The 16,009-nt window shown below is 65.0% G+C and carries 12 protein-coding genes; 5 read left to right on the forward strand and 7 right to left on the reverse strand.

Annotated features, from left to right (window positions below; translation table 11 throughout):
• Positions 1–17: 17 nt before the first annotated feature.
• The 3 genes from carA to orn form a co-directional block, all read right to left on the reverse strand.
• Complete coding sequence (gene carA, locus SR882_RS06650; protein ID WP_322520475.1) at positions 18–1,172, reverse strand: glutamine-hydrolyzing carbamoyl-phosphate synthase small subunit; 1,155 nt, start codon at positions 1,170–1,172, stop codon at positions 18–20.
• 178 nt (positions 1,173–1,350) lie between these two features.
• Complete coding sequence (gene dapB / locus SR882_RS06655; RefSeq protein WP_322520476.1) at positions 1,351–2,163, reverse strand: 4-hydroxy-tetrahydrodipicolinate reductase; 813 nt, start codon at positions 2,161–2,163, stop codon at positions 1,351–1,353.
• 79 nt (positions 2,164–2,242) lie between these two features.
• On the reverse strand, positions 2,243–2,788 hold the full coding sequence (orn, locus tag SR882_RS06660) for an oligoribonuclease (RefSeq protein WP_125199163.1): 546 nt from the start codon (positions 2,786–2,788) through the stop codon (positions 2,243–2,245).
• Between the two features lie 194 nt (positions 2,789–2,982).
• Between orn and mgtE the strand changes: the two genes are divergently transcribed.
• Entirely contained in the window at positions 2,983–4,416 is a 1,434-nt protein-coding gene (mgtE, locus tag SR882_RS06665; RefSeq protein WP_322520477.1) for a magnesium transporter, read from the forward strand.
• A 106-nt stretch (positions 4,417–4,522) separates the two neighbouring features.
• Positions 4,523–5,488 carry a ribosome small subunit-dependent GTPase A gene (gene rsgA / locus SR882_RS06670; RefSeq protein ID WP_322520478.1) on the forward strand — a complete coding sequence of 322 codons (966 nt, stop codon included), beginning with the start codon at positions 4,523–4,525 and terminating at the stop codon, positions 5,486–5,488.
• Between the two features lie 360 nt (positions 5,489–5,848).
• Here rsgA and SR882_RS06675 read toward each other — a convergent pair whose 3' ends face one another.
• Positions 5,849–6,193, reverse strand: a complete 345-nt coding sequence (locus SR882_RS06675) for a histidine triad nucleotide-binding protein (RefSeq protein ID WP_322520479.1) — start codon at positions 6,191–6,193, stop codon at positions 5,849–5,851.
• 212 nt (positions 6,194–6,405) lie between these two features.
• On the opposite strand from SR882_RS06675, the gene SR882_RS06680 reads away from it, so the two are divergent.
• The 3 genes from SR882_RS06680 to SR882_RS06690 all read left to right on the forward strand — a co-directional run bounded on the left by SR882_RS06680 (position 6,406) and on the right by SR882_RS06690 (position 11,308).
• Positions 6,406–7,560, forward strand: a complete 1,155-nt coding sequence (locus SR882_RS06680; protein WP_322520480.1) for an efflux RND transporter periplasmic adaptor subunit — start codon at positions 6,406–6,408, stop codon at positions 7,558–7,560.
• A gap of 82 nt (positions 7,561–7,642) precedes the next feature.
• Positions 7,643–10,774 carry an efflux RND transporter permease subunit gene (locus SR882_RS06685; protein WP_322520481.1) on the forward strand — a complete coding sequence of 1,044 codons (3,132 nt, stop codon included), beginning with the start codon at positions 7,643–7,645 and terminating at the stop codon, positions 10,772–10,774.
• 42 nt (positions 10,775–10,816) lie between these two features.
• Complete coding sequence (locus SR882_RS06690; RefSeq protein WP_322520482.1) at positions 10,817–11,308, forward strand: methylated-DNA--[protein]-cysteine S-methyltransferase; 492 nt, start codon at positions 10,817–10,819, stop codon at positions 11,306–11,308.
• A gap of 21 nt (positions 11,309–11,329) precedes the next feature.
• Here the strand turns inward: SR882_RS06690 and SR882_RS06695 are convergent, their stop codons facing one another.
• The 3 genes from SR882_RS06695 to SR882_RS06705 all read right to left on the reverse strand — a co-directional run bounded on the left by SR882_RS06695 (position 11,330) and on the right by SR882_RS06705 (position 15,897).
• On the reverse strand, positions 11,330–12,748 hold the full coding sequence (locus tag SR882_RS06695) for a replication-associated recombination protein A (RefSeq protein ID WP_322520483.1): 1,419 nt from the start codon (positions 12,746–12,748) through the stop codon (positions 11,330–11,332).
• 45 nt (positions 12,749–12,793) lie between these two features.
• Entirely contained in the window at positions 12,794–13,462 is a 669-nt protein-coding gene (gene lolA / locus SR882_RS06700; RefSeq protein WP_322520484.1) for an outer membrane lipoprotein chaperone LolA, read from the reverse strand.
• A 98-nt stretch (positions 13,463–13,560) separates the two neighbouring features.
• Entirely contained in the window at positions 13,561–15,897 is a 2,337-nt protein-coding gene (locus tag SR882_RS06705) for a DNA translocase FtsK (protein ID WP_407653302.1), read from the reverse strand.
• Positions 15,898–16,009: the final 112 nt, after the last annotated feature.

A 16,009-nucleotide genomic window follows, 5' to 3' on the forward strand; every position in this document is an offset into this window, starting at 1 on the left:
TGTTCTGGAAAGGCGGCTCAGCGACGGGCGTCGATGCTCTCGACGAACTGATCGAACAGCAGGTCGAGGTCATGCGGCCCGGGACTCGCCTCGGGGTGGCCCTGGAAGCTGAAGGCCGGACAGTCGGTACGACGGATGCCCTGCAGGCTGCCGTCGAACAGAGACCGATGCGTGGCCTCGAGATGGGCCGGCAGGCTGTCCTCCTCGACCGCGAAGCCGTGGTTCTGGCTGGAGATCAGCACACGCTTGCTGGCGATATCCTGGACCGGGTGGTTCGCACCATGGTGGCCGAACTTCATCTTGCTGGTCTTCGCACCGCTGGCCAGTGCCAGCAGCTGGTGCCCCAGGCAGATGCCGAACAGGGGGATGCCGGTCTCGAGAACGCGCTCGATGTCACCGATCGCCTTGGTGCAGGCGGCCGGATCGCCGGGGCCATTGCCGACCAGGATGCCGTCGGGCTTGGCCGCCAACAGCTCATCGACCGGCGTATCGGCCGGGAACAGCGTGATGCGGCAACCGCGATCGACCAGTTTTCTGAGGATGTTCTGCTTGAAGCCGTAGTCGTAGGCGACGACGTGCCGGGATGGTTCGGGACGGGCCGAGCCATCCACCCACCAGGAGCCCTCGGCCCATTCGCGCACCGCTCGGGTGCCGACTTCGGGGATCAGGTCCATGCCGGCCAGCCCCGCGAAGGCCTGTGCCTTCTCGACCGCGGCGGTCGCGTCAAGATCGTCGCCGGCCACGATGCAGCCCTTCATGGCCCCCTGGTCGCGCAGGCGCCGTGTCAGCTCACGGGTGTCGATCTCGGCGATGGCGACCACGCCATGCTCGCGGCAGTACGTTTCGAGAGACTGTTCGCCGCGCCAGGAACTCATCTGGCCGGAATCGCGGACCACGAGACCGGCGACGTGTACCGCGTCGGATTCGGCGTCTTCGGCATTGGTGCCGACATTGCCGATGTGCGGGTACGTGAGGGTCACGATCTGACGGCAGTAGGACGGGTCCGTGAGAATCTCCTGATAGCCCGTCATCGCGGTGTTGAACACCACCTCGCCCACCGACTCGCCATCGGCCCCGATGGAGGTGCCGTAAAAAACGCTCCCGTCTTCAAGAGCCAGGAGCGCCGTGTTGGCCGGGAGCCCGGTGTTCGCGTCTGAGACCGTGCTATCCAAGAACTTTCCCCCACAGAATTGTCGTGTCGCCCCGCCCGAGTTGGCGCTGGCCGCCGAGGCAGCCGGCGCCCCTCGGTTTCGGGGCGCAATTATGACTGAAACGCCCCGATGCTGTCCACGGCACAAGGCGTCTGATCGGGGCGTTCACCGAGCCACCCTCACCCGGTTTGCCGCCAAATCAGACCGGCTTGAGACCCAAAACATGGCTCATGTCGTACAGCCCGGCGGGCTTGTCGGCCACCCACTGAGCCGCCCGAACGGCGCCCTTGGCGAAGGTCATCCGGCTGGAGGCCTTGTGGGTGATCTCAACCCGCTCGCCGATGCCGGCGAACAGCACCGTGTGGTCGCCGACCACGTCGCCGCCCCGGATCGTCGAGAAGCCGATGGTTTCCGCGGGCCGCTCACCCGTGATGCCTTCACGACCGTAGATAGCGACCTGCTGCAAGTCGCGGTCGAGCGAGTCGGCCACCGCCTCGCCCAGGCGCAAGGCCGTGCCGGACGGCGCATCGACCTTGTGACGGTGGTGAGCCTCGATGATTTCGACGTCGTAGTCATCTCCCAGCATCGAGGCGACCTGACCGAGCACCTGAAGCAGCACGTTGATGCCGATGCTCATGTTGGGGGCGAAAACGATCGGAATATCGCGGGCAGCGGCCTGCAGCGTTTCCTTTTGCGCCTCGGAGAGCCCCGTGGTGCCGATCACGATCGCCCGCCCGGCCTCTCGACAGATTTCGAGATGACGCATCGTGGCATCAATCGAGGTGAAGTCGATCAACACGTCGAAGTCATCGCCATGACCGGCCAGATCGGCGACCACCGGCACGCCGATCTGGCCGATCCCGGCGATCTGTCCCGCATCCTGGCCGATCAACGGACTGCCACTGCGAGCGAACGCCGCGCCCATCTGTGTCTGACCGCCCTGGTGTGCCGCCTCGATCAAGCGACGCCCCATGCGGCCGTTGGCGCCAACAATCCCGACTCGTGTGCTCATGATCTTCTGTCCGATTCTCTGGGTTTAGGTTGCGATGGGTTCTGGTTGCGAATGCGGCGAAGTCTACCAACCCGCATGGTTAGAGCTTGAAAAAGCCGGCCCGATAGTGGGACAGCTCGGCCACCGACCCCCGAATGTCGTCCATTGCCTGGTGATTGGAGTTCTTGCGGTAACCGGCCAACACCTCGGGCTGCCAGCGGCGTGCCAGTTCCTTGATGGTGGAGACATCGAGGTTGCGGTAGTGGAAATACGCCTCCAGCTCCGGCATCAACCGGGCAAGAAAGCGCCGATCCTGGCAAATGCTGTTGCCGCACATCGGCGACTTCCCTTCCGGGACGTACTGGCGGAGAAAGTCCAGCGTTCGGGTCTCGCCGCAACGCAGGTCACAGTCGCTTTGCCGCACGCGTTCGATCAGCCCGCTCTGACCATGCACCCGCTGGTTCCACTCGTCCATACCGGCGAGTTTCGCCTCGGGCTGGTGAATGGCGACCACCGGTCCCTCGGCAAGCACGTTCAGGTGCTTGTCGGTCACCAGGGTGGCAATCTCGATAATGGTGTCTCGGACCGGATCGAGCCCGGTCATCTCGAGATCGATCCAGATCAGATTGTCTTCCGGGGCGTGCATGGACTCTCTCCTTTTGATGGCAACCGTGGCAAGCGAGGCGCCGAGAAGCCTAGCACGTCAATGCAAGCGCGCAGGCGCGCTGCACCCATTCCACCCTGCCCGCAGGCCGATGGTGTCCGCTATACTGGCCGCCGGTTCATCCATCCTCGATGGCAGGCACCACCTACCATCGAATTGTCCGGATTTCGCCCTTCATGCCCGAACTCACTGACATTGATCGCCAGGAAGAGCTTGATTCGCTGATCCACGAGATCCGCGACACGCTCTCCGAGGAGACGAGAACCGGTCTGGGCAGCGAGGAAGGGGAAGGATTCGCCCCCCTGTCGGATCTGGCCAAGCATGATCTGGCGCAGCTGGCGCAAAAGATCGAACGACTCCATGCCGCCGACGTGGCCAAGGTGCTCGAATCCCTGCCGCAGGACGAGCGCCTGGTCATCTGGGATCTGGTTCACTCCGATCGCGACGGCGAGGTGTTGCTCGAGGTCTCGGATTCGGTCCGGGACACCCTGATCGAGGTGATGGACCGCGAGGAGATCCTCAACGCCGCCTCCACGCTCGATACCGACGAACTCGCCGACCTGGCCCCCGATCTCCCCGAAGGAATGATGCAGGACGTCTTCACCGCCCTGCCAATCGACGATCGCGAGAAGCTGCGCTTCGTCATGTCCTACGACGAGGACACCATCGGCGCGCTGATGGACTTCGACCTGGTCACCGTACGGGGCGACGTCACCATCGAGGTCGCCCTTCGCTACCTGCGGCGGATGGATTCCCTGCCCGATCACACCGACAAGCTGTTCGTCACCGATCGCGACGGCTTGTTCGAGGGCGTGATCCATTTGAAAACACTGCTGCTCAACGACCCGGAAACCGTGGTGGCCGACGTGATGGAAGCCGATGCGGTGCGATTTCACCCCGAGGACAAGGCGCGTGATGGCGCGGATGCCTTCGAGCGTTACGACCTGGTCAGTGCCCCGGTGGTCGACGAGGTCGACCGATTGGTCGGCCGGGTCACGATCGACGCGGTGGTCGACTTCATTCGCGAGTCTTCCGACGAGGAGCGACTCTCCCAGGTGGGCCTGAGCGAGGAAGAGGACATCTTCGCCCCAGTGCGCAAGTCGGTGAAGAACCGTGCCCCCTGGCTGGCCGTGAATCTCGTCACCGCGATCGTCGCCGCCCAGGTCATTGGCCTGTTCGAGGGCTCGATCCAGGAGCTGGTGGCGCTGGCCGTCCTGATGCCGATCGTTGCCGGCATGGGCGGTAACGTCGGCAACCAGACCATCACCATGATCGTGCGGGAACTGGCTTTCCGGAAGCTCGGTGGCGGCGATATCCGCCTGCTCTACGGCAAGGAGCTCAAGGTCGCGTTGATCAACGGCATCGTCTGGGGCGGGATCCTCGGCCTGGTCACCTTCCTGATGTACCAGAATCCCGGGGTGTCCGCGGTCATGGTCGCGGCGGTAAGCCTCAACTTCCTGAGTGCGGCGTTCTTCGGTGTCACGATCCCCATCCTGCGCACCCGAATGGGCCGCGACCCGGCGCTGGGCAGCGCGGTGATGATCACGGCGATTACCGACTCGGGCGGTTTCTTCATCTTCCTGGGGCTCGCCACCCTCTTCCTGCTCTGAGCGAGGCCGGGTATTTCATGACATCCACGCCCCGTCGCTTGCCGCCTGTCCACCGGATATCCTGCGCGATCATCACGCCGATACATGAAACGTCGGGGCTAGCGGCATGACGCGGAAGATTCGTCTGAGCAAGCAGCAACAACGCCACATCGACCGCCGACGGCGAGTCGACGACCAGACGGATACCTCGCTGGCCCCCGGAATCGTGGTGACCCATCACGGTCACGACCTGCTGATCGAGGACAGCGATCACCAACTCCACCGCGGTCGGGCCCGACGGACAGTAGGTCGCCTGACCACCGGCGATCGCATCCGCTGGCATTGTGACGAGCAGGGCAACGTGATGATCGAGCAGCGCGAGGATCGTCGCAACCTGCTGATCCGTCCCGATGCCTACGGCAAGAAGAAAATGATGGCCGCCAACATCGATCAGGTGCTGGTCATCACCTCGGTGCTGCCCTGGATGAATCCCGACGTGGTCGAACGCACCCTGGTGGCCGTTTTTGCCCTGCCGGCCACGCCGGTGATCGTGCTCAACAAGGCCGACCTCCTGCCCGGTCTGGCAGCCGACGAGCGCCGCGCCATCGAGGGAAACATCGCCCTGTGGGAATCGCTGGGGTTCGAGGTCATTCGCACCTCGGTGAAGTCCGGCGAGGGCATCGAGCTGCTGCGTGCCCGGCTCCACGAGCAGGTCACGCTGATGGTGGGGTTGTCCGGGGTGGGCAAAACGTCCTTGTCACGGGAGGTCACCCCCAGTGCCGATCAGGCGGCCATCGGCGAAATATCGACGTTCAACCGCGAAGGCACCCACACCACGCGCGCCAGCACGCTCTACCGGTTTCCGGATGGCGACGGCGGGCTGATCGACGCCCCCGGTGTGCGGGATTTCCCGGTCGAGGAGGTGCCCTCAACCGCGCTGGAAGACGGCTTCCCCGAGATACACGCCGCCTCGGCTTACTGCCGTTTCAATGACTGTCGTCACATCAACGAACCCGGGTGCGCGGTGCGGGCGGCCGTGGCCGACGGCGACATCCTCGAACGCCGGCTCGAGCAGTATCAGGCAATGCGCTAGGAAACCGCTGCACGATTCGATGGCGCCTCTGGCTGGCGGGTTTGTTCGCAATCAAGGCGCCGTGCCGAAGGCGGGCTCATTGCCCGGCGAGGGTCGGCAACGCCGAGTGCGGGCAAACCCGCGAGCCCCATTCGGGCGGGCCGCCAAGGACCCATTTGCGGCGTTGCACTCCTTGTGAAGGCCCCTGCGGCGAACTGCGCCTTGCAACTGGGCCCTTGGCGGCCCGCAGAGACGCTATCGAATCGTGCAGCGGTTCCCCAGGTGAACGGCTGAACCCAGGGCGGTTACCCAGGGCGGTTACCCAAGGCGATTACCTAGGGCAATTGCCCAGGGCGGTTACTGAACTCAGGCCGGTTCGGTTCAGCCCGGGGGCCACTGCATCGCGCGCCCGCCGAGCAGGTGCAGGTGTAGGTGATAGACCTCCTGCCCGCCGTCACGATTGCAGTTGAACACCGTGCGATAGCCCGACTCGTCGATCCCTTCCTGGGCGGCAAGCTCGCGGGCGACGACGAACAGTTCGCCCACCAGCGGCGCATCCTCGGGCGAGATGTCGTTGATCGTCGGAATGGCCTTTTTCGGGATGATCAGCACATGCACCGGCGCCTGGGGATTGATGTCGCGAAAGGCCAGTATCCGGTCGTTCTCGAACACGATATCCGCCGGAATCTCGCGATTGATGATCTTGCTGAAGATGGTCTCGCTCACGATCGAGCCTCCGTACATGAATTCCCGCCCAGCTTAGCCTAACTTCAAGGCTCCCCGGCGCGGCATCCCGGTGCCGGCGGGATGCCCAGATTGCTGGCGAGCGTATTCATTAGTACACTACCTTTTCCGCGGCTGCCATTGCCGGTGCCCGCCGGATTAACGTGCTTCTACCCATGGCAGGCCCAACCTGTCGCCGACACGGTACTTCACCCATGTCCTCGATCTGCGCCCTTCCCGCTCTCACGGCTCGCCGACTGGTCGCGGCGGTGGTTCCAGCCGCCCTGCTGTTGGTCACCAGCCTACCCGCCACGGCACAGCAGGGTAACCAGCCACCTCCCAAGGTGCCGGTCATCCAGATCGAGCCGAGCAGTGCCTCCGTTTACAAGGAATACACCGGTCAAACCGAGGCCAATCGCTTTGTCGAAGTCCGGGCCCAGGTGAACGGCATTCTCGAATCCCGAGATTACGTCGAAGGCGCCCGGGTAGCGACAGGGGACGCGCTCTTTCAGATCGACGACCGTCCCTTCCGCGCCGCCGTCAACGAGGCCGAGGCCGACCTGAGCTCGGCGCGGGCAACATTGGCCGCTGCACAGCGCGACTGGCGCCGGATCAACTCCCTGTTCGATCGCGGCGTGGCCAGCGAGAAGCAGCGGGATGACGCCCGTTCGGCGCTTGAAACCGCGCAGGCCGCCGTCCAGGTGGCCGAGGCACAACTGGAATCGGCGCAGATTGACCTGGACTACACCTCGGTCTCGGCCCCCATTCCGGGCATCACCAGCCGCCGCGCCGTCGATCCGGGCAACCTGATCAGCGTCGGCGACCGGCTGGTCAGCATCGAGGAAATCGACCCGATCCAGGTCACGCTCTCCTACCCGGTTGACGATCCGTTCGCCGAAACGGCGGCACTCAACCCATCCCCCGAGCGAACTACGCCGGCCGAGATCGCCGGCATCACCGGCCCCGACGGCGAAACCATCACCGGCAATCTCGACTATCGTTCGGCGAGCATCGAACGCGGCACCAATTCGATCGAGCTGCGCGGCGTATTCGACAACCCCGGGGATGTCCTGCGGCCGAACCGTTATGTCCGGGTGCGCCTGAAGGTCGATGAGGTCCAGGACGCGGTGATCATCCCGGAAACCGCCATCGGCACCGGGGCAGAGCCCAACAGCACCGTGGTCTACGTCATTGACGACGAGAACAAGGCCTCCCAGCGTCGCGTGACGCTCGGCCCGATGAGCGAGCAGGGACGCATCATTCGTTCCGGCCTCGAACCGGGCGACCGGTTGGTGATCGACGGCCTGCTAAAAGTGCGCCCGGGTGCGCCGGTCGACCCGCAAGACCCGAGTGAAAACAACGGCGACTGATCGTCTCCCGCCTCCCGTTGAAACCTACCCGGAAACCTACCCGCCCGTGACGCCCTCGTAACGAGGGCATCGGAGATCACCGATGTTTTCCAAGTTCTTCATTGACCGCCCGATCTTCTCCACCGTGCTGGCGATCGTGATCATGATCGCCGGTGGGGCCGCGTTCACCGGGCTGCCCGTCGAGCAATATCCGGAGATCGTGCCGCCCGAGGTCGAGGTGAGCGCGACCTATGCCGGTGCCGATGCGGGCACCCTGGCCGAGTCCGTCGCCGCGCCGCTGGAGCAGGCCATCAACGGCGTCGACGACATGCTCTACATGACGTCGGGCAGCTCGGATGCGGGCACGATGAACCTGTCGGTGACCTTCGCCACCGGCACCGACCCGGACCAGGCGACCATCGACGTCAACAACCGGGTACAGCGCGCCCTGCCCCAACTGCCGCAGGAAGTGCGTGACCAAGGCGTGGTGGTGAACAAGAAGAGCAGCTCGCTGCTGATGGTGATCACGCTGATCTCCGAGAACGAGCAGTTCGACACCAAGTTCCTGAGCAACTACGGCCTGATCAACATCCTCGACTCGCTCAAGCGGGTCCCCGGCATCGGCGATGCGCGCCTGTTCGGTGCGCAGGACTACTCCATCCGGGTCTGGTTCGACCCAGCGAAACTGGCCCACTTCAATCTCACCCAGGATGATATCGCCGCGGCGATCCGCGAACAGAACGCCCAGTTTGCCGCTGGCAAGTTCAATGACTCGCCCAACAAGGAGGGCGAGGCGTTCACCTACACCATCACCTCGCAGGGGCGCTTTTCCGACGTCGAGGAGTTCCAGAACATCATCCTCGCCTCGTCCGAGGATGGGGGCACGCTGCGCCTGAGCGACGTGGCGGAGGTCGAACTCGGGTCACAGCGCTACGGTTTCAACGCCACCTACAACGGCGCGCCCACCGTACCGATGGGGATCTATCTCGCCCCGGGCGCCAACGCGCTGGAGACGGTCGCCGAGGTGCGCGAGCGGATGGCCGAGCTCTCCGAGCGATTCCCGGGCGACATGGACTACAAGATCCCGCTGGACACCACCGACTTCGTCCGCATCTCGATCAAGGAAGTCCTCAAGGTATTCGTCGAGGCGCTGATCCTGGTCACGCTGGTGATCTTCATCTTCCTGCAGAAACCGCGCGCGACCATCGTGCCGCTGATCGCCATTCCGGTCGCCCTGATCGGCGCCCTGGCGGGTCTGTTTCTCACCGGCATGTCGATCAACCTGCTGACGCTGTTCGGCTTCGTGCTGGCGATCGGCATCGTGGTGGACGATGCGATCATCGTGATCGAAAACGTCGAGCGTCTGATGCGCGAGGAAGGCCTCAAGGCCCGCGAGGCATCGATCAAGGCGATGGAACAGGTTACCGGACCGATCGTCGCCACCACTCTGGTGTTGCTGGCGGTGTTCGTCCCGGTCGCCTTCATCCCCGGGCTTGCCGGCGAAATGTATCGCCAGTTCGCGGTGGCCCTGTCGATCTCGGTGGTGCTGTCCGGCGTGGTCGCCCTGACGCTCACCCCATCGATGACCGCCCTGCTCCTCAAGAACCACAAGGACAAGGAGCCGGTCCTGCCGTTCCGCTTGTTCAACCGGGGCTTCGACGCCTTCCGCAATGGCTACATGAAGCTGGTCCACTTCTTCCTGGTGGCCTGGCCCGTGGGTCTTTTGATCTTCGCCGGTGTCGTGATCGCCGCCGTGGTCATGTTCCGCAGTACACCGACCGGTCTCGTTCCCGAGGAGGATCCGGGCTACTTCATCTCCACGTTGAATCTCGACCCGGCGGCAAGCCTCTCGCGCACGGGTGAAGTGCGGGACGAGTACTCGGCGATGATCCGCGAAAACCCGGATGTGCAGATGCAGGTGGCCTTCGCCGGCTTCGATCTGCTGGCCGGGACCCAGCGCCCCTACAAGGGCGTGGCCTTTACGCGGCTGAATGACTGGTCGGAACGACCCGACGCTGACCAGAGCGTCCAGGCGACGGTCAAGAAGGCCATGGGGGCGGCAACCCAGATTGAGGAAGGTTTCATCATGGCGTTCACGCCGCCGCCCATCCGGGGCATGTCGACCACGGGCGGCTTCGAGGCCTATCTCCAGCAGCGCGGCTCGGCCGATGTCAAGGCACTCGCCGAGGCCGCCAATGCCCTGGTCGCCGCGGCCAACAAGCGACCGGAACTGGCCGGGGTGCGCACCACCTTCGTCGACAATACGCCGCAGTTCCGCATGGACGTGGACCGCGAGCAGGCCTACGCCCTGGACGTGCCGGTCGCGGCCGTGTTCCGCACCATGCAGGGCACCTTCGGCACCCGTTACATCAACGACTTCACGCTGTTCGGGCGCAATTTCCAGGTCAATATGGCCGCGGATGCGCAATTCCGTGCCGACCCGCAGGACCTGGAAAACGTCTTCGTGCGCAGTGGCGATCAACAGCTGGTACCGATCAGCTCGGTGGTGACACTGACCCGCACCACCGGCGCGGACGTGATCGACCGCTTCAATATCTTCCCGGCGGCCAAGATCATGGGCAGTGCCGCGGAGGGTTACTCGTCGGGCCAGGCGCTGATCGCCATGCAGGAGGTCATCGACCAGGCACTCGGTGGCGGTGACTACACCCTGGGCTGGGTCGGCTCGGCCTTCCAGGAGCTCTCCAGCGGCTCGGCCGGTGCCATTGCCTTCCTGTTGGGCGTGATCATGGTGTTCCTGATTCTCGCCGCACAGTACGAGCGCTGGTCCCTGCCCTTCGCCGTGATCACCGCGGTGCCATTCGCCGTGCTGGGGGCCCTGATTGCGATCTGGATGCGCGGTCTCAACATCGACATCTACTTCCAGGTCGGCATGCTGGTGCTGATCGCGATGTCGGCGAAGAACGCCATCCTGGTGGTCGAATTCGCCGCCAAGATGCACAGCGAGGACGGCCTGTCGATCAAGGAGGCAGCGCTCAAGGCGGCCCGTATCCGCTTCCGCCCGGTGATCATGACCTCGATGGCCTTCATCCTGGGCGTGTTGCCGCTCGCGCTGGCAACCGGCGCCGGCGAGGCGGCGCGCAATTCGCTCGGCACGCCGATCGTGGGCGGGATGATCCTGGCGACCTACGTGGCGATCCTGTTCATCCCGATGTTCTTCGAATTGCTGCAGACGGGCAGTGAAAAGCTGTTCCGCCGCAAGCAGGCATCCGCCTGACGGCCCTGACGCGTGATGAAGGCCACCGATCACGACACTTGGATGCCCCTCGGTCATCGGGATGACTCGGGAAGTGGCCATCTCTGGGTGCGGCTGGCATTCACCCACGGGATGCTGACCCGCATGCAGGTGGAAGAAGCCCCGGTCGACGAGCGGAGGGTCCGTGATGTCTTGCCCACCGAGTACGCCGACGTCGGCGAGCTCCTGAACCACTGGGACAAGGGGATCGACAACCCGTTCGACTGGACCACACACCCCGGTTTCCCACCCGTGGGGACCACCTTCCAGCGCGCCGTCTGGTCGGCATTGTGCCGGGTGCCATGGGGCGAGTCGGTGGGCTATGGTGAGCTTGCCCGGCGGGTGGGACGACCGGGTGCGGCCCGGGCCGTGGGCCAGGCCGTGGGGGCCAACCCCTGGGCACCCCTGATCCCGTGTCACCGGGTGCTCGCGGCCAATCAGGGGTTGGGCGGGTACGCGCAGGGCACGCGTATCAAGTCACGCCTGCTGGCGCTCGAGGGAACGGCCTACCGCTGAGATTGGGATCGGCGACCCGCTCTACCCTGACGGGAGGTCGGATTCAGGCGTCCGCTTCTCCGGCGCCTGCGCATCGAGCTCGCCCCAGTACCGCATGCGCTCGGCGATGCTGCGCTCCAGGCCCCGCTCCACCGGCGCGTAGAACCGCGTACCGACCAACCCATCGGGCAGGTAGGTCTCGCCGGCGGCATAGGCCTCCGGCTCGTCGTGGGCATAGCGATACCCTTTTCCCCAACCCTCGCGCTCCATCAGGGCGGTGGGCGCGTTGCGCAGGTGCATGGGCACGGGGTCGGTGCCGCGTTGCTTGACCGTGGCCAGTATCGCCTTGTGCGCGGTGTACACCGCATTGCTCTTGGGGGCGACGGCCAGATACATGGCCGCCTGGGTCAGCATCAACTCGCCTTCGGGCACACCGAGACGATCGAATGCCGTCCAGGCATCCAGCGCCATGGTCAGGGCCCGCGGATCGGCGTTGCCGATATCCTCGGAGGCAATGCGCACCAGTCGACGGGCGAGATAGGACGGATCGGCCCCGCCATCGAGCATGCGCAACAACCAGTACGCCCCGGCATCCGGGTTCGAGCCGCGGATCGCCTTGTGCATCGCCGATATCTGGTCGTAGAACTCGTCCCCGCCCTGGTCGAAACGTCGTGGTGACTGGCTCAGAAGCGACTCGAGCGTCTCCTCACCCACCTCGCGGGCGGTGCCGTCGGCTCGGTCGCCGGCGAGTTGCGCGGCCAGTTCCAACAAGGTGAGCAGGCGTCGCGCGTCGCCGTCGGCCGCGGCGACCAGCCGATCGGCGATGGCGGACTCCATCACCAAAGGCGGCCCGCCGGTGGTCTCGCGCACGCCCTGCGGGTGCGTCAACGCCCGGTCGAGCAAGGCATGCATCGCCGCATCGTCCAGCGGTTGCAGACGATAGACCCGCAAGCGCGAGAGCAACGCGTTGTTCAACGAGAAGGAGGGATTCTCGGTGGTCGCGCCAACCAGGACCAGCACGCCCCGCTCCACCGACGGCAGCAGTTGGTCCTGTTGCGACTTGTTGAATCGATGGATCTCGTCGAGAAAGAGGACGGTGAGACGCCCCGACGACTGCCGGCGTTCGCGGGCGCCCTGTATGACCGCCCGCAGCTCACGCACCCCCGCCTCGACCGCCGACATGTAGACGATTTCCGCCTGCAGGCGCTCGGCGTAGAGGCCGGCCAGCGTGGTCTTGCCCACGCCTGGAGGCCCCCAGAGCAGGCAGGAATGCGCCTGGCGCTTTTCCATCGCCACCCGCAACGGCGCCGTTTCGCCCACCACGCGCACCTGCCCGGCAAATTCATCGACATGGCTGGGGCGCAGACGGTCGGCCAGCGGCCGATAGACCGAGCTAGGTTCGCCGCGAGGCTCCCCTTCCTCGGTGCCGAACAGATCGTCTTGCGGGCTCAACTTGTCCACCCTCCGATCTCCTGCCTGACGATAACGGTGACGATCACGCCAGTCTCACTGGATGCCCGGTGGTTCGCGCGCCTCGACCACATCCACGCCCTCGGGGGCCTCGAACCGGAAGGTCGATTCGTCGACTGGCTGGTTGAAACGGCGGGACTCGAATGACACCCGGGTGGTTTGATCGAGCTGATCGACAAAGCGCATCTCACGGATGCCCCGCTCGTCGACACCCAACAGCACCTCGCGGAAATCGCCCTGCTCGTCGCGGGGGCGCAACGCGAACCAGTCGAGGCCGCCCTCGCTTTCGAGGTGGCGAACGTGAAAGAGCTCGGTGACGGGGCGCTCGCCGGTCAGGATCGCGATGGGTGCACCGTCGGTCGCCGACAAGGGCGAGCGGCTGGCCTGCCGCAGATCGGGTTCGTAGACCCAGAGCGTCCCGTCGTTCGCGATCAGTTCCTGCACGTACGGGGTTTCGTATCGCCAGAAGAACTGGCCCGGGCGCTTGAGCACGAACGTCCCCGACGATTGACGACGCACCTGTCCCTTCGCGTCACGACGCTCCTGAACGAAATCCGCCGCCAACGTCTCGATGTCGGTCAGCTGTTTGACCAGCGCATCGACATCGTCCGATGGCGCGGCCTCGGCCAACGGTGAAAACAGAACGGCGGTCAGAAAGGCCAATGCCACAAGAATGCCGCCGGTACGAAAAGATTGTCTGCTCATGAATCACCAGCTGGTGGGTGGGACCGGTTCGACGCCCGGCGGCCGGGCAGGTTCCGGCCCGTCGATGCAAATCGGCGCGAACCGGGGCGAATGGAGACCTATTTCGGCGGCGGAGGCGCGATCACCTCGCGGCTGCCGTTGGACCCCAGCGCACCGACAACACCGTCGGCCTCCATCTGCTCGACCAGCCGCGCCGAGCGGTTGTAGCCGATCTTGAGGCGGCGCTGGACGTAGGAAATCGATGCCTTGCGCGACTCGGTGACGATCGCCACCGCCTGATCGTACAACTCGTCGATCTCCTCGCCATCGGCCCGCACCGGCTTTTCCCCTGGCAGGGTCACGTTGGCGGCGGTGTCCTCCGAGAGCACCTCATCAAGGTACTCGGGCTCACCCAGGGTCTTGAGTGCCTCGACCACGCGATGCACCTCTTCGTCGCCGACGAAGGCCCCGTGAACCCGCATCGGCATGCCGCTGCCCGGCGGGAGGTACAGCATGTCACCGTGGCCCAGCAGCTGCTCGGCGCCCATCTGGTCGAGAATGGTGCGGGAATCCACCTTGGAGGACACCTGGAAGGCGATGCGCGTGGGGATGTTGGCCTTGATCAGGCCGGTAATCACATCCACCGAGGGCCTCTGGGTCGCGAGGATCAGGTGGATGCCGGCGGCGCGGGCCTTCTGCGCCAGGCGCGCGATCAATTCCTCCACCTTCTTGCCGACCACCATCATCATGTCGGCAAACTCGTCCACCACGATCACCAGATACGGCATCGGCTCGAGCGTCGGCGGCGGCAGGTCGGGGTCGAAGGCCTGGGCGTGGTCGTAGAAGGGGTCCTTGATCGGCTCGCCGCGTGCAATCGCCTCGCGGATCTTCTCGTTCGCCCCGGCAATATTGCGCACGCCCAGCCTCGCCATCAGGCGGTAGCGTCGCTCCATCTCGCCCACGGCCCAGCGAAGCGCATTGGATGCCTCCTTCATGTCGGTAACCACCGGCGCCAACAGGTGGCCGATGCCCTCGTAGACCGACAATTCCAGCATCTTCGGGTCAATCAGGATCAGACGCACTTCATCGGCGGTCGCCTTGTAGAGCAGGCTCAGGATCATGGCATTGACCCCGACCGACTTGCCCGAGCCGGTGGTGCCCGCCACCAGCAGGTGCGGCATGCGGCCCAGATCGGCCATGATCGGTTCACCACCGATGTCCTTGCCCAACGCCACGGTCAGCGGCGAGCGCGCCTCCCGGTAGCGGCGGGATTCGAGCAGTTCCCGCAGGGCGATGATTTCCCGTGCCGTGTTCGGGATTTCCAGCCCCACCGTGGACTTGCCCGGGATCACCTCGACCACGCGGACCGAGACGATCGACAGGGCACGAGCCAAGTCCTTGGCCAGATTCGAGATCTGGCTGACCTTGACCCCCGGGGCCGGCTGTAGTTCGAAGCGGGTGATCACGGGACCGGGATGCGCGGCCACCACGTCAACGGCCACGCCGAACTCGGACAGTCGCGCCTCGATGACCTCCGACATGTGTTGGAGGTCACCCTTGTCAAAGCCGCTGCTTTGCTGCACCGGCCGATCCAGCAGCTCGAGGATGGGCTTGCCATCGGCCGTACCGAGCTCCGGCTGCGGCGGCGTGCCCGATTTCCTCTTTGTGGGGGTGACCGATGTCGCGGGGGTCGATCTCGGTGCTGGTGTGCTCTTGGCCCGGGGCTTGGGCTTGTTTTCCGCCGGCGGCGTTTTCTTCCGACGCTGCTCGACCTCTTCATAGCTCGCGCCGACTTCCGGGATCGGCGCCGGTCCCGGTCGACGGGACAGGGGCAATCGAGCCACGATCCATTTGGCGATTGCCCGTGCCCCGTTGACCAGACGCAGCAACGTCGCCCCGATCAGATCGAACAGGGCGAACCAGGAAAGCCCCGTGGTGGCGGAAACGCCGAGCATCATGAGCCCAAGCAGGACCAGGGTGCTGCCAAGCGCCCCCAGCAGGCGGACCATGCCCTCGGCAAGCACGAGCCCCAGCACACCGCCGGCGGAGAGACCGCTGGGAGCGGCCAACGGCTCATGGTTGATCGATGCGAGCACGCTCACGCAAAGCACCAGCAGCAACACGCCCAGCCACTGAATGGCAAACGGCAGGTCGGCCCAGGGGTTGCCCTGCCGTGCACGACGGAAGGTACGCCACAACAGCGGCAACAGGGCCGGCACCAGCATGTAGGCACCGAAGCCGACCAGGTAGCGCGCGCCGTCTGCCACCCAGGCCCCGACCAGCCCGGCCGCGTTGCGCACTTCCCCAGCGCCGGTAACGCTGAAGGCGGGATCAGCCGGGTGGTAGCTGAGCAATGCGAGCAGATAGACGCCCAGCAATAGCGCCACCACCAGCAACGCCAACTCCAACAGGGCAAGCTGGGGACGGAAGATCGCGGGCTTGGTCATTCCGGGCATCTTGGGCCGCCTATCCTTAATATGCTCAACAGGTTACTCGCGTTTCTTTGAGTGAAGGATCGAGTCGGGATCATAGCAAGCCGACAACAGCGGTGCCAAGTGCCATACCTCC

This window comes from Guyparkeria halophila (genome assembly GCF_034479635.1).
Lineage (GTDB): Bacteria > Pseudomonadota > Gammaproteobacteria > Halothiobacillales > Halothiobacillaceae > Guyparkeria > Guyparkeria halophila.

Excerpts from the sequence above, each read along its gene's own strand:
- dapB (WP_322520476.1), bottom strand. The coding sequence starts at position 2,163 with ATGAGCACACGAGTCGGGATTGTTGGCGCCAACGGCCGCATGGGGCGT.
- orn (WP_125199163.1), bottom strand. The coding sequence starts at position 2,788 with ATGCACGCCCCGGAAGACAATCTGATCTGGATCGATCTCGAGATGACC.
- mgtE (WP_322520477.1), top strand. The coding sequence starts at position 2,983 with ATGCCCGAACTCACTGACATTGATCGCCAGGAAGAGCTTGATTCGCTG.
- rsgA (WP_322520478.1), top strand. The coding sequence starts at position 4,523 with ATGACGCGGAAGATTCGTCTGAGCAAGCAGCAACAACGCCACATCGAC.
- SR882_RS06680 (WP_322520480.1), top strand. The coding sequence starts at position 6,406 with ATGTCCTCGATCTGCGCCCTTCCCGCTCTCACGGCTCGCCGACTGGTC.
- SR882_RS06685 (WP_322520481.1), top strand. The coding sequence starts at position 7,643 with ATGTTTTCCAAGTTCTTCATTGACCGCCCGATCTTCTCCACCGTGCTG.
- SR882_RS06690 (WP_322520482.1), top strand. The coding sequence starts at position 10,817 with ATGCCCCTCGGTCATCGGGATGACTCGGGAAGTGGCCATCTCTGGGTG.
- lolA (WP_322520484.1), bottom strand. The coding sequence starts at position 13,462 with ATGAGCAGACAATCTTTTCGTACCGGCGGCATTCTTGTGGCATTGGCC.
- SR882_RS06705 (WP_407653302.1), bottom strand. The coding sequence starts at position 15,897 with ATGCCCGGAATGACCAAGCCCGCGATCTTCCGTCCCCAGCTTGCCCTG.